We start from the raw sequence: 17399 nt of genomic DNA, 5'->3' as shown, positions 1-17399 counted from the left end.
GAGGAACGCATGGGCGCACGCGTGCTGGTGGTGGACGACGAGCCGGAGATCTGCGAGCTCGTGCGCGTCTACCTCGAGGCGGAGGGCTTCGAGGTTGAGACGCTCGGGGACGGCGCGGCGGCGGTCGCCCGCGTGACGGATGACGATGCGCCGCAGGTGGACCTTGCCGTCCTTGACGTCATGCTGCCCGGGGCGAGCGGCCTCGAGGTCTGCCGTGCCATCCGAGCGCGCCGCAGCTACCCGGTGATCATGCTCACGGCCCGCGGCGAGCAGGCGGACAAGATCTGCGGCCTCACCCTGGGCGCGGACGACTACGTGACCAAGCCCTTCCTTCCGCTCGAGCTCGTGGCGCGCGTGAAGGCGCAGCTCAGGCGCTATACCACGTACAACGCGGCAAGTGGGGCGCGTGGCGAGAAGGACGGCGTCATCGCCTGCCGCGGCCTCCTGCTCGATGTTCCGGCCCACGAGGCCACCTTGAACGAGCGCCCGCTCGCCCTCACGCCGACGGAGTTCTCCCTCATGCGGATCCTGCTCGAGGCAGATGGCGCGGTCGTCTCCGCGCGCGAGCTCTACCAGCGCATCTTTGGCGACGAGTACTACGAGCGGGGGTCGGGCTCCATCACGGTGCACGTGCGGCACCTGCGCGAGAAGATGGGCGACTCCTTCGAGGACCCGCGCTACATCAAGACCGTCTGGGGATTGGGGTACAAGATTGAGCGCTAGCGAGAAGAGCCCGGGCGAGGGGCGCGGCGCCCGCGAGGCCATCCGCGTCGCCGGCATCGGCGCCCTCTCCGTCCTCGGGGCGGTCATGCTCTACAACGTGTTCGTGGCCTTTGCCGACCAGGTCCTGAACGGGGTGTTCATCGGGTGGGTCTCGGACACCTTCCTGAACGTCCACAACCTCAACGAGTTCGGCATCTCGGCGGGGATCGCGCTCGACATCGTGGGGACGCGCTACTTCTTCTTTCAGCTCGGCGTCTGCGTGGCGGCGGCCATTGCGCTCGCCGCCGTTGTCGCCGCGAGGCTCTCCGCGCGCCGCGCCCGTCGCGAGGAGCGCGCCCGAGCCGCCGAGCTGCTGCGCTTCTACCTGGCGCACGACCTCGAGGCGCACGAGGCGTTCCCGCCCGGCTGGGAGGAGCTCGCGCTCGTTGCGTCAGATGCCAAGCGCGCGGCGGCCGAGAAGGAGCGCCAGCTCGCAGACGAGTCCGCTCGCAGGAGCGACCTCGTGACCTACCTGGCGCACGACCTCAAGACTCCGCTCACCTCGGTGATCGGCTACCTCTCGCTGCTCGACGAGGTGCCCGACATGCCCGAGGCGCAGCGCGCCCGCTACACCGACGTCGCGCTCGACAAGGCGTGCCGGCTCGAGCGCCTGGTCAACGAGCTCTTCGACATCACGCGCTACAGCCTTACGCACATAGAGCTCGAGCTTGCCCCGGTGGACCTTGCGGGTCTTCTCGTCCAGCTCGCCGACGAGTTCTACCCGGCGCTTGCCGCCCACGGCAACGTGGCGCGCGTGACGGTGGAGGGGAGCGTGCGCACGGTCGACGATCCCGGCGAGCCGCTCGTGCTCACGGCCGACGCCTCCCGCCTCGCGCGCGTCTTTGGCAACCTGCTGCGCAACGCGATCGCCTACAGCGACGAGGGGACGCCCGTGGAGGTCGGGGCCGTGGCCGGGGAGGGGAGCGTCGTCGTCACCGTGTCCGACACGGGCGTGACCATCCCCTCGCACAAGCTCCGCGCGATCTTCGACCGGTTCTTCCGGCTGGACGAGTCCCGCGGGACGGCCACTGGAGGCGCCGGACTCGGCCTCGCCATCGCCCGCGAGATCGTGGAGCTGCACGGCGGCGCTATCTCCGCCGCGAGCGAGAACGGCCGAACCACCTTCACCGTCGAGCTGCCCGCGTGACGCGTGACAGGGGGACGGAGCGGTGACAAAACCTCCGTCCCCCGTCACGCCGTCACGCTGAGAGGGCCCACAGGTTCAGGCACTGGCCGAGCACGCGCTCGAGGTCCCAGGTGCGCGAGCTTCGCTCGGCGCTGTTGGGGTCGTGCACGACGACCCCTCCGTCCCCGGCCAGGCCGGAGAGCACGATGAAGTGGCCCGTGCTGGTGAAGTCGCCGGGGCCCACGCTGCAGATGACGGGCCTCCCCGCGAGGAGCGCCTCGCGCACGGCGCCGGCGCTGGCGGGCAGCTCCTCGGAGACGAGCCCCAGCTCGGCCGCGCCGTCGGTCATGAGGGCCCACGCCGTCATCCCGTCGGTCGTGTAGCCGTCGCGCTCGGAGAAGTCGGCCATGGCGGAGGGGTCGAGGTCATCGCGCCCGGTGAGCGACACGTAGACCATGGAGAGGCACGTGGGGCCGCATCCGTTCTTCTCGACGGTCCCCCCGGCGTAGGGGTGGCTTGCCCACTGCGGGTCGGTCTGGTAGAGGAAGGGGACCTCGCCCGCGCGCCATTCCTCGCGCGGCGTGGAGCTGGTCGGCGCCGAGCCGCCCGCCCGCCTCGCGCCGCCAGCGGCCGAGGCCACCGCAAGCCAGAGCGCGACGGCGAGCGCGACCGCCAGCGCGCCGGCCGCCCCGAACACAAGCGGGACGCGACGTGCCCTCCTGCGATTGAGGTACCTGCGCGGCGCGATGCGAGTCGTGTTCATAATTCCCCCTTTGACGTGGCTCAGCCAAGCCTAGGGGCGCCCGCCATAACGGCGCATGAACCGACTGCTAAGAATTCCCTAAGGCGTCGGGGATTCTGCTCGTCGCGCGCCTACGCGCTCGGAACCGCCGCGCCCGCCGCCTCGGGCGCGCCGGCGACGGGGCCGATTCCCCGCGCGCCCGCGGCGCCGTCTCCCGCGCGCACGCGGACCACGCCCCCAATTGCCGCGGCTACGGGAGGGGGATCGCGAGGGTCGCCACGGCGCCGCCCTCGGGCCGGTTGGCAAGGGAGACGGACCCGCCGTGGGCCCTCGCGACCCCCGCCGCGGCGTAGAGGCCGAGGCCGTAGTGCTGGGAGCCGCCCTGCCCCGTCCGGGACGAGTCGTCGGTGAAGAGGCGCTCGCAACCGTGCTCGAGCGCGGCGGGCGAGAAGCCCGGACCGTCGTCTGCAACCTCGATGACCAGCGCTTCGCCTGCTATCGAGCAGGCGATCTCAACGCGGCCCATCGCGTGCTCGGAGGCGTTGGCGACGAGGTTGGCGGCCGCGCGCGCGAGGGCGGCGCGGTCGAGGGGAGCCTCCGGCGCGAGCGAGACGGAGGGGGCGACGCTCGCCGCGAGCCCTACGCCCCGCGCGCGTGCGACGGCCTCGGCCTCGGCCACGACCTGCTCGCAGAGCTCGGCCGGGCGCACGGGCGCGAGCGTCCCGCCCCCCGCGCCGCGCGACGTCTCGATGAGCAGGCGCACGTAGCCGTCGAGCCGCTCTGCTCCGCCGGAGATGTCGCGTGCGGCGGCGGCGAGCTCGGCGCGGCCCTGCTCGCCGGGCTCCGCGCCTTCCGAGAGCTCCTCCGCCACGAAGTCGGCGTTGGCGCGCAGGACCGTGAGCGGCGTCTTGAGGTCGTGGGCGAGCGAGGCGACCTGCTCCCGCTGGGCGCGCTCCGCCTCCCAGCGAGCCTCGAGCGACGCGGCGAGCGAGGAGCGCATGGCGTCCATCGCGGCGAGGACGTCGTTCACCTCGCGCACGTTGGTGCGCCCCACCGGGAAGTCGAGCTCCTCTCGCCCCACGCGCTCCGCCGCCTCGGCGAGCGGGGCCATCTTGCGCGCGATGACGCGGCTTGCCCGCCGCGCGACGAGCGCGAGCGAGACCGCGCTTCCTGCCAGGCCAACGGCGAGCATGAGGTTCTGCGGGTTCGGGAGCACGCCGACGAGGTCGCGAGAGGCCCATTGCGGCAGGTACTCGGACACGAGCGCGCAAGCGCCGCCGTCCTCGAGCGGAAACGCCGCGTAGGTGAGGCCGCTGCCCCCGCCCTCGATCTTCACGCTGCCCGGCTCGGCGAGAAGCGCCGCGCGGGCCGCCTGCGCGGCACGGTCGAGGCGCGTTCCCTCGAGGTCCGTCATAAGCCGCTCGCCGCGCGCGTCGACGATGAGGTACTGGTACGCCGTCGGGATGTCCTGCGGACCCCGGACCCCCTCGCTGGCCAGCTGCGCCGCGACCTCGCGCGCATTGGCCGGCCCCCAGCTTGCCTCGTAGACCCAGCCCAGGTTGATGGCGGCCGAGAGCGCCGCAAACGAGAGCGCCCAGGCGGCGGCAACCGCGACGAACGCGTAGGCGAAGTAGCGCGCGATCACGAAGGCGAGCGGCATGCCGGCGCCCCTCTCGCCCGTGCGGCGGGTTCCTAGAGCTGCCACTTGTACCCCATTCCCCAGACGGTCGCAATGGGGTCGGCGCCCGCGGCGGCGAGCTTCTTGCGCGCTCGGCTGACCTGCATGGATATGGCGGCGTCATCCGCCTGGCTGTCCCATCCGAGCACGGACTCGCGAATCTGGGGGCGGCTCATGACCTGGCCGGGATGGCGCGCGAGAAGCTCGCAGATGGCGTACTCGGTGGGGGAGAGCGGCACTGCCCTGCCGGCCACGGAGAGCTTGCGCGCCCCGAGGTCGAGGCGCACCTCGTCAAACGCGAGCGCATGCGCGTGCGGCCGCCGCTCGCGGCGCAGGTGGGCGGCCACCTTGGCGCGCAGCTCGGCGGCTCCGAAGGGCTTGCGCACGTAGTCGTCAGCGCCGAGGCCGTAGCCGGTGACGGCGTCCTCCTCGGCGACCTTGGCGGTGAGGAAGAGGATGGGGCCGTCAAAGGCGGGCCGAATCCGTCGCACGAGCTCGAAGCCGTCGAGCCCCGGCATCATGACGTCGCAGAGCACGAGATCAAAGCGCGCGAGGTCTATGCCCGGCACGCTCGTGGGGTCGGTGACGCGCACGACCTCGTGGCCGTCGCGTGACAGGACGCGCGCGAGGGCGTCCAGGATCGCCCGCTCGTCGTCTATCGCCAGAATGCGCGCCATCTCTCGCCCCCTTGTTTGCCCAAGACCAGTCTGGCGCCCAATTCTAACGAAGGTGTAACGGGGGTACTTCTGCCGACGTCACATACCCCGACATTTTGGGCTCAAATTTGGCCCAAAATGTCGGGGTATGCGACGTCGGCCAATCTATCCCAGCGCGTCGAGGGCTTTGGTGGGCACGCCTGTCCTATCGCATGCCCGGTAGTGCACCCCAGATTCGCCGCGGGCCTCGATTTCGAGCCAGCCCCCGCCGTCCGACTCCCGCCCGAAGAAGATGAGCTGGAGCTCCCGGACGTTGCCGTCGGCGTCTGCCGCCGTCACAAGGTAGACGTAGTTGGTGCCGGCGCCCGTGGCGTCGGCGTAGGAGCTCGCGTGGCTTCCGGGTATGGGCGCGGGCGCCCACATGGTGACCTCCGGGTTGGGAAGGACGCGGTCGGCGACGGAGCGCAGGGCCGGTCCCCAGCCGGCTTCGAGCAGGGCATTCCCGCCCAGGACGAGTGCCACGCTAAGAAGGGCGAGCATGGCAACGACGAGCGGCTTCCTACGCATCTGCCCTCCCGTCCTCGAAGCGGCGGAACCAGGCGAGAAGGACGGCGACGGCCGCGAGGGCGAGCACGGCGCCGGCGAGCGCGGTCGCGAGGAGCGGCCCCGCCGTTCGTGCGAAGTCGATGAAGACCTCCACCCCGAGCGACCCCAGGCGCGCGGGCCACGCAAACGGGACCCAGGAGAGTGGGGTCGCCAGCGCGCCGGTGAGCTCGCCCGTCATGAGGCCGTGCGCAAGGCCGCCCACCGAGAAGAACGCGAGGAGCGTGCCCGCCGCGCCCATGCCGATGGACGCGTTGCGGCCGAGGCGCAGGGCCAGTGCGAGCCCAAGCGCGTAGAGCGGCAGGCTGCCGAGTACGGTGAGCGCCCAGGCGGCCGCGAGCGGCGCGGGCCCGAGCGGCAGGCGGCCGGCGGCGGCGAGCACGGCCCCGAACACGCCGAGCGCCACGGCCAGCGCGCCCGCGCCGAGCGCCGCAAGGGCGAGCCACTTCGCCGCGACGGCGCGCCCGCGCGAGGGGACCGCCGTGAGGTTGGCGAGGCGCCCGGCGGCGCGCTCCTCGTCCACGGCGAGCCCGCAGACGATGGCGGACATGAGGGGCATGAGGGCGCCGAGGAACTGGGCGTATGCGTCCGCGCCCAGCGCCGGGTCCCAGCGGGCGACGGTGAAGTACTCCCCACAGGCAAGCCCGCCCGCGAGCCCGCAGGCAAGGTGCACCGCTACGAGCGGCGAGCGGGAGAGCCGCAGGGCCTCGGAGCGCAGCGCCCTCGGAAGCGTCACGCGCGGGGCGGCGCCGGGCGCGCTGAGGTCTGCCATGGCGATCACCTCTCCTCGGAGCGCGCGAACCACGCGGCGGTGGCAGCCGTGAGCGCGACAAACGCGGCCGCGCAGACGACGAGCCCCGCGGCGGTGAGCGCCCCGCTCGAGGCGAGCGCGCCGACGAGCACCTCGTCCGCCGCGAGCGGCTCGCCGCTCGGCAGCACGGGGATGAAGCTCGTGGGGATGACCATCGAGGCCGACGGCGGGAAGAGCTGCGGCAGCGGCACCACGCTCCAGGCGAAGCCACCCACGAGCTGCGCGGCGAGCGGGACGAAGATGCCCGCGAGCATGCCGAGCCGCGCCGTGAGGAAGAGGCCGGCGGGGATCATCCACGCCGCGGTCACGGTGTTCACGCCCGCGCACGCGAGCATTGTGAGCGTCCCAGCCATCGTGACGCCCTGCGCCGTGAACGCGGACCCCACGAGGTAGACCGCGAATACCACAAGGTTCGAGAGGGCGAGCAGGGCGAGGCACCAGAACGCCTTTGCCCACCAGGCGCGCCCGAGCGGGACGCCCATGCCCAGGAGCGGCCGCATCCTGAGCCGCGCGTCGGCCTGCGCGACGCAGGCGACCACGAGCGAGAGCGCCACGGGCAGGAAGAGCGAGTACCAGTAGTTCCACGCGGAGAACGACTGGTAGCCGTTGACGGGCATCGTCCCCAGGAGCGGCATCGGCAGCGCCATGGCCACGGCCAGGCGGACGGGGGCCGCGTGGCGCGACTTGAGCGCCTCCGCGCGCAAGGTCGCGAGCAGCGTGCTCCTCTCGCTCATGCCGCCTCCCCGCGCTCGCGCTGTCCTTCTCGGCAGACGCTCATGAAGAGCTCCTCGAGGTCCTGCCCCGGCCGCAGCCGGTCCTCGTAGGCGAGGCGGCCCCGGTAGATGATGCCGACCGTGTCCGCCATCTGCTGGACCTCGGAGAGGATGTGGCTGGAGACGAGCACCGTGGTGCCGGCGGCCGCGAAGCCGCGGACCTGGTCGCGCAGCTCCTCGATGCCGATGGGGTCGAGGCCGTTGGTGGGCTCGTCGAGCACGAGCAGGCGCGGGCGGGCGAGAAGGGCGAGCGCTATCCCCAGGCGCTGTCGCATGCCCATCGAGAAGCGCCCCGCCCGCTTGTGCCCGGTGTCCGTGAGGCCCACCGCCTCGAGCGCCTCGTCGATGCGGCGCTCGGGCAGGCCGAGGAGCGTCGTGCGCACGCGGAGGTTCTCGCGGGCGGTGAGGTTGGGGTAGAGCGGCGCCTCCTCGATGAGGCTGCCGATCTGGTAGAGGTCGTCGCGGCCCCAGGCGTGGCCGGCGAAGAGCATCTCGCCCGAGGTCGGGCGGAGCATCCCGCAGATCATCTTGAGCGTGGTGGACTTGCCGGCGCCGTTGGGGCCAAGGAGGCCGTACACCTCGCCCTCCCTGATGTGCAGGCTCACGCCGGCAACGGCCGTCTGCGCGTCCGCGCCCCGGCCGAAGCGCTTGGTGAGCCCGCATGTCTCGAGCACGTATTCCATGGACGTCCCTTCGTTCGGTTTTTTGTGGACGTCCTCCATGGTGCGGCCCATTTCTAACGAAGCCCTAACGGCTGCAAAAAAGGGACGGGTTCAAACGAGCAGCTCAAACGGGACAGGTCCCGATGGCGCGTGGGACGGGCGATTGCCCTCCAATTATTGACCAATGTTCAACACTGAGTTACGATGGCTCCGAGGAGGTGATGTCGCATGCCCAGGACCGTGAGGGACCCCGAGGAGCGCAGGCGCGAGCTGCTCGCCTGCGCCATGCGGCTCTTCGCCGAGGATGGCTACGACAACGTGTCCGTCCGCGCGGTCGCGCGCGCCGCGCACGTGGCGCCGGGGCTCGCGTACCACTACTTCGACTCCAAGGAGCGCCTGTTCGCGGAGGCCATCGAGGACTACGCGCGCCGCTGCGCCGAGGGGGTCTGCGCCGTGCTGGACGAGCGGGGACCCTCGCTGGATGAGCGGCTCGACCGCGCGCTCGCGACGGGCGCGCGCCACGACGGCTACCCGTACGCGGACTTCTTCCACGCGGCGGGGCACGGGGCGCTCCACGACCGGCTCTCGCTCGCGATGTGCGAGGCGGTCCGCCCGCACCTGCGCCGCGCGCTCGAGGCGGACGCCGCGGAGCGGGGGGCCGCCGCGAAGGACGCCGACGAGCTCGCCGCCATCATGGTCTACGGCTGCGTGGGCCTGGCCTCCGGCCCGGGCATGCCGGACGAGGCGGCCCTTGCGGCGGCGCGGCGCTACCTCCGCGCGCTTGTTGCCGAGTTTCGGGCGGGAGGGTCGCCAAGCTAGGGGCCTTGCCCCGGCTGTTGCCGGGGCTTCGTTCTGCCAATTGTATTGAACATTGCTCAACAGAAGGGAACCACGATGGACGAGAAGAACGCCGAGCAGCTCAAGGCGCGCACCCGGGCGGCCTTCGACGCGCAGGCCGCGACCTACGACGCCGGGATGGAGGGCGAGCACGCGCGCCGGCTCTACCCTCACGTGCTCGGGGAGGTGCGCGCCGCGGTCGCGGGGCTCGCGGCCCCGCGGCTGCTCGACCTCGGCTGCGGCACGGGCGCGCTCGCGGAGCGGGTGCTGGGCGTCGCGCCCGGGGCGCACCTCACGTGCGTTGACCTGTCGCCGCGCATGGCAGAGGCCGCGCGTGCGCGCCTGGCCGGGCGCGCCGAGGTCCTTCTCGGCGACGCTGAGCGCCTGCCCTTCCACGACGCGGGCTTCGACGCGGCCTGGTGCAACGACTCGTTCCACCACTACCCGGACCCCGAGCGCGCGGCGTTCCAGGCGTGGCGCGTGCTCGCGCCCGGCGGCGCGCTCGTGATAGGCGACGCCTGGCAACTGGCGCCGGCGCGCGCCGTCATGAACGCGTGGCTGCCGCGCTCGCGCGAGGGGGACGTGCGCATCTACTCGGAGGCGGAGCTCAGGGATATCCTGGGCGCCTGGTTCGCCGAGGTGAGCTGGCGCCACGTCGGGATGACCGCCTGCGTCGCCGTGGCGCGCAAGGGCCGCTGAGCCGCGCGCGTGCTGTGCGAAAACTCATGCAAAGTCACGTTTTCGTCGCTCGAAGCGTGGCTTTCAATGAGTTGAGCGGAGCCAGCTCACTCAAAGTTACGCTTTCAGCCGCGAGAACGTGACTTGGGGGTGCGGACATTTTCTTGTACACATCCTACAGCGGGACCCCCAGCCGCCTGCGCCTCCCCGAGATCGTCTCGTAGCGGCGCCCTCCGCCGGGCTCCTCGAAGCGCTTGAGCCTCCCGTCCCCGTACCACTCCATGTAGCCGTCGATCGCCTCCCTCAGCTCCTCGAGGCCGACGCCCGCCCGGTCGAGGGGATCGAGGAACTCGGTCCTGAACGTGCCGAAGAGGCCCTCGGCCGGGGCGTTGTCGCCGCTTCGCCCCGGCCGCGACATCGACCGCGTCACGCCGCGCTCCGAGCACAGCTCCTTCCAGCCCGCGGAGCGGTGGGGCCCGCCGCCGTCGGTGTGCGCGGTCGGCGCCGACCCGGACGACAGCGAGTCGAGGCAGGAGCGCAGGTACGACGAACAGAGGGCCGAGTCGGGGTGGAGCGACAGGGACCACGCCGCCGGCATCCCGTCGAAGCAGTCGACCACGGGACTCAGGTAGCACTTGTAGCCGTCCATGGCGAGCTCGACGTCGTCCTTAGAGTACATGCGGACCTCCAGTCCGGACCCGATGGTCCAACTTTTCGTCCGCACCCCCTGACGCTATGCATTTCTATAATGCGCGCAGGTCAGCGCGATTGCTCCATGGCGAGGAAGTGCTCGTAGGCGCCGATGAGGTTGGCATCGTTGAAGAACCGGCACGCCACGATGTCCGTATCGGGGAATGCGTTGTCAAACGCGGCGTTGAAGCGCCGGTGTGCGTCCCTCACGCCCTCCACGAAGAGCGGGTTCTGGCTGATGCCGCCGCCAAGGCAGACGCGCTCGGGGTCGAGCCAGCACTGGATGTTGTGAATCTGAAGGGCAATCTCGTTGCACACCCGATGGAACACGCTGGCGACGACCTCGTCCCCGCCTTCGAGCCAGCCGAAGAGTTGCCGTCCGTCGCAGCCGTCGATTCCCTTTGCCCGGGCGACGCGCTCGCATAGGGATTTGGTCGAGCAGGCGGACGACCAGAGACGGTCGTTCGCAATGGGGTCGCAGACCCTCTCGGGCCAGGAGGTGAGGACCTTCGAGGCCTCCCCCGCAAAGAGGTGCGCTCCCCGCAGGACCTTGCCGTCGATGACCACACCGCCGCCGATGCCCGTCCCAAAGGCAAGAACCACGCCGCAGTTAACGCCCTGGAGGTTACCGCGGGAGAACTCAGCGATTGCCGAGCAGCGCGCGTCATTCTCGATCTCAACTGGGAGTCTGAAGCGCTTCTCCCACTCCGTTACGTCGACGTCGTAGTTGTAGAGCAGTGCGCCGCCCGTCCGGATGTACTTCCGGCGCGCGTCGATCTCTCCGGGCATGGAGAGGGCCAGGCCCTCGACGTCGCCCATGCGGGCGAGGATGCCCTCGATGGCCTCGAGGAACGGCTCGGGGTCGTGACTCTCCCCGTCGGGGGTGGGCACCTCCCCCTTGCCCTCGAGGCCCGGTCCGCACATGGTGCAGTACTTGATCGCGGAGCCGCCTACGTCGAGAACCGCCAGCTTCTTCATGTCCTTCTCCTGTCCCTGCCTGCTGCCTATATGACGTTCACGTCGCGCAGCTCGGAGCGCATGCCGTTGCTGCGTGCGACGGAGAACTCGAAGGGCGTTCCGTCGTCGAGGAAGCCGACCTGGGAGATCTCGAGCAGGGGGGCGCCCGCGTCGAGCCGCAGGCGCCCGGCCTCCTCCTCGGTCGCGCCCACGGCGCGGATGATGCGGTGGAAGCTCGAGATCTTGAGCCCGAGCGTGTCCTGGACGAACGAGTAGACGGAGTGGTAGAGCTGGTCGCGCTTGAGGCCGGGCGTTACGTCGATCGGCATGTAGGTGTACTCAATCGTAATTGGGTCGTCCTCAAGGCAGCGCACCCGGCAGAAGTAGTAGGTGAAGTCGTCGGGGGAGATGCTCAGGTGCCGCGCGACGCTCTCGGGCGGGTTCGTGACCGAGAAGTCGTAGACCACCGAGCTCACGCTCCTCCCGCGCGCGCTGTGCGAGGCGGTGAAGCCGATCGGCTGGTCGGACCTGGTGAACCCGAACGTGTCCTCCCGCGTGCCGTCCTTGCCCACGAGCAGCGGGTCGACGCCCCCCGTGTCGAAGAGCTCCGTGATGTTCTTCACGTAGGTGCCCGACCCGCGCTTGCTCGCGATGAGACCCTTCTCGGTGAGGATCTCGAAGGCGCGCTTGACGGTGATCTTGCTCACGCCGTAGCGGTCGCAGAGGTCCACGACCGTCGGTAGCTTGTCGTTGGGCACGAGGTCGCCGTCCTCGATGCGGCTCTGGATGTCCTGGGCAATCGTCTCGTACTTGAGCATGGCGGCTTCCCTCGTGCTTCCCGCGGTCCTCGACGCGCTCCGCGAACGGTCTTGTTTCGCCCGCGAGCGGTTTGATTTTGCGGCCAGGCAAGAGGGCGCGGGTTCGTGCGCGTTGCGCCCCGTCGGGCTGGTCGGCTGCAAAACCCCAGCTCATCGACGTGGTTCTCGTCTGACGTAATCCATTATCTTCCTTTGACCCCGTCTTTGTCGGCAATAAATCCGCTACATAGAGAAAATAAAAGCGCTACAATTTAACCAACAAAGCGCGACAAAGAGCCGCGCAGGACGAGCGAGGAAACGGAGGCATCATGGCAGAACTGACCTTGCCCAAGGACTTCTTCTTCGGGGCGGCGATGTCCGGTCCGCAGACGGAGGGAGGATGGAACGTAGGCGGCAAGCTCGAGAACGTGTGGGACACCTGGTCCAACGAGGACATCGAGGCGTTCCACAACCGCGTGGGCTCCTACGTGGGCAACGACTTCATGCACCACTACAAGGAGGACCTTGCCATCCTCAGGGGACTCGGGCTCGACAGCTTCCGCACGTCGATCCAGTGGAGCCGCCTGCTCGACGCGGACGGCAGCATCAGCCCCGAGGGCGCGGCCTGGTACCACGAGCTCTTCCGCGCGGCGCGCGAGGAGGGGCTCGAGCCCTTCGTGACCCTCTACCACTTCGACCTCCCCACCTATCTCTTCCGCCGCGGCGGCTGGGAGAGCCGCGAGACCTGCGAGGCGTACGCGAACTACGTCGAGAAGGCGCTCCGCGAGTTCGGCAAGGAGGTCCGGTACTGGTTCACGTTCAACGAGCCGAGCGTCGAGCCCGAGAACCGCTACTGGCACGGCGGCTGGTACCCGCAGCACCACAGCTTCCGCGAGGCCGTGGTGGCGCAGTACAACATCTCGGTCGCGCACGCGCTCGGCGTCGCCCGCTACCGCGCGGCGCGCGAGGAGGGCGCGCTCCGTCCGGACGCGCGGATCGGCATCGTGTGCAACTTCAGCCCCTCCTACACCAAGGAGGACCCGAGCGAGGCCGACCTCGAGGCGCTGCGCATGAACGACGGCCTCACCACGCGCTGGTGGCTCGACCTCGCGACCAGGGGCGGCCTGCCCGCGGACGTGCTCGAGACCCTCGCCCGCCTCGGGACGCCCGTCCCGGCGCGCCCCGGCGACGAGGAGGTCCTGCGCTCGGGCGTCGTGGACTGGCTCGGCTGCAACTACTACCAGCCCTGCCGCGTGCAGGCGCCGAGCCGCGACCGCGACGAGTGGGGCAGCCCGCTCTTCGCCGAGCCCTACGTCTGGCCCGAGCGCGTCATGAACGAGAGCCGCGGCTGGGAGATCTACCCCAAGGGCATCTACGACTTCGGCATGAAGTGCCGCGACGAGTACCCCGACCTCGAGTGGTTCGTGTCCGAGAACGGCATCGGCATCGAGGGCGAGTACAAGAACCGCGACGAGAGCGGCCAGATCCAGGACGACTACCGCGTCGACTTCGTGCGCGACCACCTCGCCTGGATCGCCCGCGCGATCGACGACGGCGCCAGGTGCGTGGGCTACCACTACTGGGGCCTCATCGACAACTGGTCCTGGGCGAACGCCTTCAAGAACCGCTACGGCTTCGTCGAGGTCGACCTCATGGAGAGCTACGACCGCAGGCCCAAGAAGTCCGCGGCGTGGCTCAGGGGGGTTGTCGCGACACACGTGGTGAAGTAGGTCCTCGGGCCGGGCCGGGGGGAACGGTCCCGGGCTCCCTCCCCTCGGTCCGGCCATCGGATACGCGTCCCCTGGAGAGGGGCGCGATGGCACGGCTGATGTTTCCAACGGTTCAGTTAGGAGTGAAAGACATGGCCAACGGACAAAGCTTCCTCGACAAGTTCGCGGAAGTCTCCGCCAAGGTCGGCAACCAGGTGCACCTGCGCAGCCTGCGCGATGGCTTCGCCACCATCATGCCGATCTTCATCCTCGCCGGCATCGCGGCGCTGCTCAACAACGTTGTCTTCACGTTCCTGTGGAGCGCGGACCCGAGCAGCCCCGGGCTCTTCCCGAACGCCGACGTGCTCGCCACGGCCCAGTACTGGGGCAACTCGCTCACGCAGGGCGCGCTCTCCATCTCGGCCATCCTGCTGTGCGCCATGGTGGGCTACAGCTTCGCGAACAACAAGCGCTTCGACAACCCCGTCTCGTGCGTGGTGGTGGCGCTCGCGGTCTTCTTCATCATGATGCCGCAGACGGTGGCTGCCAACCTTGCTGCGTCATCGCCGCTCTACGTGGCCGAAGAGGTGACCACCGCTCAGGTCTCGAGCGCGTTCATCACCAACTACACGGGCACCAACGGCATGTTCACCGCCATCATCATCGGCCTGTTTGCGCCCACGCTCTTCATCAAGGTCTCGGGCGTCGAGAAGCTGCGCATCAAGATGCCCGAGGGCGTGCCGCCCGCGGTCGAGAAGTCCTTCAACGTCCTGATCCCGATGCTGCTCACCCTGGGCGCCTTCGGCGTGCTCTCGATGGTTCTCCACGCAGGCTTCCAGACTGACGTCACTGCTCTCATCAACACCTTCATCCAGACCCCGCTGCGAGCCCTCACCACCAACCCGATCGGCCTCGTGGTGATCTACTCGCTCGGCGTGTTCCTGTTCACCCTCGGCATCCACCAGTCCACCATCAACGGCGTGCTCGTCGAGCCCGTCCTCACGGTCGTGCTCGTCGAGGCCACGAGCGTGTACAGCTCCGGCGGCATCGACGCCGTGATCGCCCGTCCGGACCTGTGGCTCAACATGAACACCATCAACGTCTACGCGCTCATGGGAGGCTCGGGCTGCACGCTGGCGCTGCTCGTCGCAACGTTCATCTGGGGCAAGTGGCGCCCCTCCCGCGAGGTTGCCAAGCTCGGCATCCTGCCCGCCATCTTCAACATCAACGAGCCGGTCATCTACGGCTACCCGATCGTGTTCAACATCCCGCTCATGGTTCCGTTCGTGCTCAACACCATCATCGGCATCCTCGTCGGCTACTTTGCCACGGTCATCGGCCTCGTCAGCCCCACCTGCATCCAGGTGCCCTGGACCACCCCGATCATCGCCTCGGGCGTCCTGTCCACGGGCGGCGACATCCGCGCGGGCATTCTCCAGATCGTGCTGCTGGTGATCTTCACGCTGATCTACCTGCCCTTCATGAAGGCGTCGGAGACCGCGCAGCGCAAGCAGTTCGAGATAGCTCAGGAGTAGTCGCGTAGTTCCCCCCGCCCCCTGCGGGCGGGCCATGCCAGCTCGTCCGCAGAGGGCGCCCCCCGGAGGGGCCCCATGCCAAGAAGCGGTGACCGTCATCTGGCGGTCGTCGGATGCAACGGACCGGTATGCCGGTCGGAAAGGACAGATCATGAAGATCATGCTGTGCTGCAACGCGGGCATGTCCACGAGCCTGCTCGTCCAGAAGATGCAGAAGGAGGCCGCGAGCCGCGGCGAGGAGGTCGCAATCGAGGCGCGCCCGATGAACGAGGCCATGGACCACATCAGCGAGGCCGACGTCATCCTCCTTGGGCCCCAGATCGGCTACGCGAGGGGCGACTTCGAGAAGGCCGTCGAGGGGCGCATCCCCGTCGCCGTCATCCCGATGGTCGACTACGGCCGCATGAACGCCGCCAAGATTCTCGACGACGTCAAGAAGATGCTCGGCTAGCCAGCGAGGAGGCTGAGATGGAAGACATGGACGAGCTCGAGCAGATCTGCTTCGAGATCATCAGCTACGTGGGCACCGCCAAGTCCTGCTACGTCAACTCGATCGCCAAGGCCAAGGAGGGCGACTTCGACGCGGCGGCCGACCTGGTCAAGCAGGGCGACGAGGCGTACAACGGCGGCCACGAGGTTCACATGAGGCTGCTCCAGGCCGAGGCGTCCGGCGCGGGCAAGAAGACGCTGCCGCTGCTCCTCCTCCACGCCGAGGACCAGATGGCGAGCGCCGAGACCTGCAAGCTCATGGCGCTGAACTTCGCCGACACCTATCGTGAGCTGCTCTCCCTTAAGGAGAAGCTCAACGCGTAGACGCGGCGGGGCGTGACTGACGGGCCGGGGTCGCCGAAGACGGTGCCCCGGCCTATTTCTGTCTGGTAGCCTTTGGCAGGGCAATCCGTTTCCCTGATTGGGGGCCGCCATGGACTTTGCGAATGTCGACAAGCGCCTGCTCTCGCTCGCCGGCGCCACCAAGGCGCTTCACGAGAAGTGGGGCTGGATGGTGTACTGGGTGGGTGGCCGGCAGTTTGCCTGCGAGCTCACGGTCGCGCCCGACGCCAAGGCTCCCTATGCCGGGCGTCACCTGCTCTCGCTCAAGTGCGATCCCGACCGCATCCTGGAGCTGCGTGCCGAGCGGCCGGACGCGGTCCTGCCCGGCTACTACTCCGACGGGCGCACGTGGATCTCGGTGGACCTCGACGCCGACCTGCCTGAGGGGCTCGTGCTCGACCTCTGCGACCTGAGCTACAGGCTCGTTGTTGCCAAGCTGCCCAAGCGCGTGCAGCGTGAGCTTGCCAGGGGGTAGTCCGCGCAACGATCTGTTGCTTGGCTCTTGCGCCGCCCCCCGGACAATGGGGAAGAAGAATCCGGATGAGAGGAGACGTCCCATGCTCATGCTCAAGGACGCGCTGTCCCGCCTGCGGCGCGAGCGAGGGCTCACGCAGGAGGAGCTGGCGCGAAGGCTCTACATCACCCGCCAGGCAGTCAGTCGCTGGGAGACCGGTGCCACTGAGCCCGGCATTGACATGATCAAGCTCATTGCCCGCGAGCTTGACGTCCCCGTGACGGCACTCCTCGACATGCCGGAGCACTACTGCCAGAGCTGCGGCATGTTGTTCGCCGCGCCCGGCCAGCACGGCCACGAGGCGGACGGCTCCGAGGTGGGTGACCTCTGCCGGTGGTGCTACGATGACGGCGCCTACGTCGAGGACGTCACGATGGACGAGATGATCGAGGACTGCGCCCCGCGCATGGCCAAGGCGATGGGCTGGACGGCGGACGAGGCGTCGTCGCTGCTCGGCGCGGTGCTGCCCACGCTGCGCCGCTGGTATGGGGGCGAGGCGCGCTAAGAGGAGGAGCGGGTGGCCCACAGTCGTACCCTCTACATTGACGCCGACGCGTGCCCGGTCACGCGCGAGGCCCTCGCCTGCGCGCGACGGGCGCGGGTGCCGGTGGTCATTGTGGGAAACACCACGCAGAACCTTGAACGGCACGTCCGACGGGATGACCCGCGCGGCCCCGAGCGGGCCCGCGGCCGCGATGCCAAGCACGGCGGGTTCTGGGTCGACGTGCTCGACGTGTCCGTCGGGGCGGATAGCGCGGACTTTGCCATCGTGGAGCGCCTGCAGCCAGATGACGTGGTGGTCACGCAGGACATCGGCCTTGCGAGCATGGTGCTGGGACGTGGGGCGGCCGCTATTGGCGTGCGCGGGCGCGTGTACTCAAGGGCGACGATCGACATGGACCTCTTCATTCGCCACGAGGAGAAGAAGTTGCGACGCACGGGAGGCCGGACGCGCGGGCCCGCCGCCTTCACCAACGAGGATCGCGAGCGCTTTGCCCGCAATCTCTCTGCCCTTCTCGACGGATAGCGGTGTCGTGG

Annotated in this window: 21 protein-coding genes; 11 read left to right on the top strand and 10 right to left on the bottom strand. The window is 69.4% G+C overall.

What is annotated here, in order from left to right; translation table 11 throughout:
- Nucleotides 1-9: 9 nt before the first annotated feature.
- Both BQ7391_RS11145 and BQ7391_RS11140 read left to right on the top strand, forming a co-directional pair.
- Nucleotides 10-723, top strand: coding sequence for a response regulator transcription factor (locus BQ7391_RS11145; protein ID WP_075280671.1), 714 nt, complete (start codon nt 10-12; stop codon nt 721-723).
- Nucleotides 713-1909, top strand: coding sequence for a sensor histidine kinase (locus tag BQ7391_RS11140; RefSeq protein WP_200799612.1), 1197 nt, complete (start codon nt 713-715; stop codon nt 1907-1909). Before BQ7391_RS11145 ends, BQ7391_RS11140 begins: the two co-directional genes overlap by 11 nt.
- A 52-nt stretch (nt 1910-1961) precedes the next feature.
- On the opposite strand, the gene BQ7391_RS11135 is transcribed toward BQ7391_RS11140, so the two are convergent.
- From BQ7391_RS11135 to BQ7391_RS11105, 7 genes are all read right to left on the bottom strand, one after another.
- Nucleotides 1962-2651, bottom strand: a complete 690-nt coding sequence (locus BQ7391_RS11135) for a C39 family peptidase (protein WP_083662212.1) — start codon at nt 2649-2651, stop codon at nt 1962-1964.
- A 229-nt stretch (nt 2652-2880) separates the two neighbouring features.
- Nucleotides 2881-4335 carry a sensor histidine kinase gene (locus BQ7391_RS11130; protein ID WP_129583963.1) on the bottom strand — a complete coding sequence of 485 codons (1455 nt, stop codon included), beginning with the start codon at nt 4333-4335 and terminating at the stop codon, nt 2881-2883.
- A complete protein-coding gene (locus BQ7391_RS11125) occupies nt 4323-4985 on the bottom strand; it encodes a response regulator transcription factor (protein WP_075280669.1) in 663 nt (220 codons plus the stop codon). Before BQ7391_RS11125 ends, BQ7391_RS11130 begins: the two co-directional genes overlap by 13 nt.
- A gap of 144 nt (nt 4986-5129) precedes the next feature.
- On the bottom strand, nt 5130-5531 hold the full coding sequence (locus BQ7391_RS11120; protein ID WP_075280668.1) for a hypothetical protein: 402 nt from the start codon (nt 5529-5531) through the stop codon (nt 5130-5132).
- Nucleotides 5524-6339 carry an ABC-2 family transporter permease gene (locus BQ7391_RS11115; protein WP_075281004.1) on the bottom strand — a complete coding sequence of 272 codons (816 nt, stop codon included), beginning with the start codon at nt 6337-6339 and terminating at the stop codon, nt 5524-5526. The genes BQ7391_RS11120 and BQ7391_RS11115 overlap by 8 nt, the downstream gene beginning before the upstream one ends.
- Nucleotides 6340-6344: 5 nt before the next feature.
- Nucleotides 6345-7112: an ABC-2 family transporter permease gene (locus BQ7391_RS11110; RefSeq protein ID WP_075280667.1), complete on the bottom strand. Its 768-nt coding sequence runs from the start codon at nt 7110-7112 to the stop codon at nt 6345-6347.
- Nucleotides 7109-7834 carry a lantibiotic protection ABC transporter ATP-binding protein gene (locus BQ7391_RS11105; RefSeq protein WP_075280666.1) on the bottom strand — a complete coding sequence of 242 codons (726 nt, stop codon included), beginning with the start codon at nt 7832-7834 and terminating at the stop codon, nt 7109-7111. The genes BQ7391_RS11110 and BQ7391_RS11105 overlap by 4 nt, the downstream gene beginning before the upstream one ends.
- Before the next feature lie 207 nt (nt 7835-8041).
- Between BQ7391_RS11105 and BQ7391_RS11100 the strand changes: the two genes are divergently transcribed.
- Together BQ7391_RS11100 and BQ7391_RS11095 are read left to right on the top strand one after the other, a co-directional pair.
- Entirely contained in the window at nt 8042-8632 is a 591-nt protein-coding gene (locus BQ7391_RS11100) for a TetR/AcrR family transcriptional regulator (protein WP_075280665.1), read from the top strand.
- A gap of 75 nt (nt 8633-8707) precedes the next feature.
- Nucleotides 8708-9349 (top strand): class I SAM-dependent methyltransferase, encoded by a 642-nt coding sequence (locus BQ7391_RS11095; RefSeq protein WP_075280664.1) that lies wholly within the window; start codon nt 8708-8710, stop codon nt 9347-9349.
- Nucleotides 9350-9503: 154 nt separating this feature from the next.
- Here the strand turns inward: BQ7391_RS11095 and BQ7391_RS11090 are convergent, their stop codons facing one another.
- From BQ7391_RS11090 to BQ7391_RS11080, 3 genes are all read right to left on the bottom strand, one after another.
- Entirely contained in the window at nt 9504-10007 is a 504-nt protein-coding gene (locus tag BQ7391_RS11090) for a DDE-type integrase/transposase/recombinase (protein WP_075280663.1), read from the bottom strand.
- Between the two features lie 80 nt (nt 10008-10087).
- Nucleotides 10088-10996, bottom strand: coding sequence for an ROK family protein (locus BQ7391_RS11085; protein WP_075280662.1), 909 nt, complete (start codon nt 10994-10996; stop codon nt 10088-10090).
- Between the two features lie 26 nt (nt 10997-11022).
- Entirely contained in the window at nt 11023-11793 is a 771-nt protein-coding gene (locus tag BQ7391_RS11080) for a GntR family transcriptional regulator (protein ID WP_075280661.1), read from the bottom strand.
- Nucleotides 11794-12101: 308 nt separating this feature from the next.
- Here BQ7391_RS11080 and BQ7391_RS11075 point away from each other — a divergent pair, with 308 nt between their 5' ends.
- The 7 genes from BQ7391_RS11075 to BQ7391_RS11045 all read left to right on the top strand — a co-directional run bounded on the left by BQ7391_RS11075 (nt 12102) and on the right by BQ7391_RS11045 (nt 17388).
- The gene (locus BQ7391_RS11075) at nt 12102-13502 is read left to right on the top strand and encodes a glycoside hydrolase family 1 protein (RefSeq protein WP_075280660.1); all 1401 of its coding nucleotides are present in this window, start codon (nt 12102-12104) and stop codon (nt 13500-13502) included.
- A gap of 131 nt (nt 13503-13633) precedes the next feature.
- Nucleotides 13634-15016, top strand: a complete 1383-nt coding sequence (locus BQ7391_RS11070) for a PTS sugar transporter subunit IIC (protein WP_075280659.1) — start codon at nt 13634-13636, stop codon at nt 15014-15016.
- 151 nt (nt 15017-15167) lie between these two features.
- Nucleotides 15168-15467 carry a PTS sugar transporter subunit IIB gene (locus tag BQ7391_RS11065; RefSeq protein ID WP_408033463.1) on the top strand — a complete coding sequence of 100 codons (300 nt, stop codon included), beginning with the start codon at nt 15168-15170 and terminating at the stop codon, nt 15465-15467.
- Between the two features lie 17 nt (nt 15468-15484).
- Nucleotides 15485-15829: a PTS sugar transporter subunit IIA gene (locus BQ7391_RS11060; protein ID WP_200799611.1), complete on the top strand. Its 345-nt coding sequence runs from the start codon at nt 15485-15487 to the stop codon at nt 15827-15829.
- Nucleotides 15830-15938: 109 nt separating this feature from the next.
- Nucleotides 15939-16322, top strand: a complete 384-nt coding sequence (locus BQ7391_RS11055; protein ID WP_075280658.1) for an MmcQ/YjbR family DNA-binding protein — start codon at nt 15939-15941, stop codon at nt 16320-16322.
- 82 nt (nt 16323-16404) lie between these two features.
- Complete coding sequence (locus tag BQ7391_RS11050; protein WP_075280657.1) at nt 16405-16866, top strand: zinc ribbon domain-containing protein; 462 nt, start codon at nt 16405-16407, stop codon at nt 16864-16866.
- A 12-nt stretch (nt 16867-16878) separates the two neighbouring features.
- Nucleotides 16879-17388: a YaiI/YqxD family protein gene (locus BQ7391_RS11045; protein WP_075280656.1), complete on the top strand. Its 510-nt coding sequence runs from the start codon at nt 16879-16881 to the stop codon at nt 17386-17388.
- Nucleotides 17389-17399: the final 11 nt, after the last annotated feature.

This window comes from Thermophilibacter provencensis, from assembly GCF_900128445.1.
GTDB lineage: Bacteria > Actinomycetota > Coriobacteriia > Coriobacteriales > Atopobiaceae > Thermophilibacter > Thermophilibacter provencensis.
This window is presented reverse-complemented; position numbering and strand designations above follow the sequence as displayed.

Bases quoted from the DNA above. Each gene is read 5' to 3' on its own strand.
- BQ7391_RS11145 (WP_075280671.1), top strand. From the start codon at position 10: ATGGGCGCACGCGTGCTGGTGGTGGACGACGAGCCGGAGATCTGCGAG.
- BQ7391_RS11135 (WP_083662212.1), bottom strand. From the start codon at position 2,651: ATGAACACGACTCGCATCGCGCCGCGCAGGTACCTCAATCGCAGGAGG.
- BQ7391_RS11125 (WP_075280669.1), bottom strand. From the start codon at position 4,985: ATGGCGCGCATTCTGGCGATAGACGACGAGCGGGCGATCCTGGACGCC.
- BQ7391_RS11120 (WP_075280668.1), bottom strand. From the start codon at position 5,531: ATGCGTAGGAAGCCGCTCGTCGTTGCCATGCTCGCCCTTCTTAGCGTG.
- BQ7391_RS11115 (WP_075281004.1), bottom strand. From the start codon at position 6,339: ATGGCAGACCTCAGCGCGCCCGGCGCCGCCCCGCGCGTGACGCTTCCG.
- BQ7391_RS11110 (WP_075280667.1), bottom strand. From the start codon at position 7,112: ATGAGCGAGAGGAGCACGCTGCTCGCGACCTTGCGCGCGGAGGCGCTC.
- BQ7391_RS11105 (WP_075280666.1), bottom strand. From the start codon at position 7,834: ATGGAATACGTGCTCGAGACATGCGGGCTCACCAAGCGCTTCGGCCGG.
- BQ7391_RS11100 (WP_075280665.1), top strand. From the start codon at position 8,042: ATGCCCAGGACCGTGAGGGACCCCGAGGAGCGCAGGCGCGAGCTGCTC.
- BQ7391_RS11095 (WP_075280664.1), top strand. From the start codon at position 8,708: ATGGACGAGAAGAACGCCGAGCAGCTCAAGGCGCGCACCCGGGCGGCC.
- BQ7391_RS11090 (WP_075280663.1), bottom strand. From the start codon at position 10,007: ATGTACTCTAAGGACGACGTCGAGCTCGCCATGGACGGCTACAAGTGC.
- BQ7391_RS11085 (WP_075280662.1), bottom strand. From the start codon at position 10,996: ATGAAGAAGCTGGCGGTTCTCGACGTAGGCGGCTCCGCGATCAAGTAC.
- BQ7391_RS11080 (WP_075280661.1), bottom strand. From the start codon at position 11,793: ATGCTCAAGTACGAGACGATTGCCCAGGACATCCAGAGCCGCATCGAG.
- BQ7391_RS11075 (WP_075280660.1), top strand. From the start codon at position 12,102: ATGGCAGAACTGACCTTGCCCAAGGACTTCTTCTTCGGGGCGGCGATG.
- BQ7391_RS11070 (WP_075280659.1), top strand. From the start codon at position 13,634: ATGGCCAACGGACAAAGCTTCCTCGACAAGTTCGCGGAAGTCTCCGCC.
- BQ7391_RS11065 (WP_408033463.1), top strand. From the start codon at position 15,168: ATGAAGATCATGCTGTGCTGCAACGCGGGCATGTCCACGAGCCTGCTC.
- BQ7391_RS11060 (WP_200799611.1), top strand. From the start codon at position 15,485: ATGGAAGACATGGACGAGCTCGAGCAGATCTGCTTCGAGATCATCAGC.
- BQ7391_RS11055 (WP_075280658.1), top strand. From the start codon at position 15,939: ATGGACTTTGCGAATGTCGACAAGCGCCTGCTCTCGCTCGCCGGCGCC.
- BQ7391_RS11050 (WP_075280657.1), top strand. From the start codon at position 16,405: ATGCTCATGCTCAAGGACGCGCTGTCCCGCCTGCGGCGCGAGCGAGGG.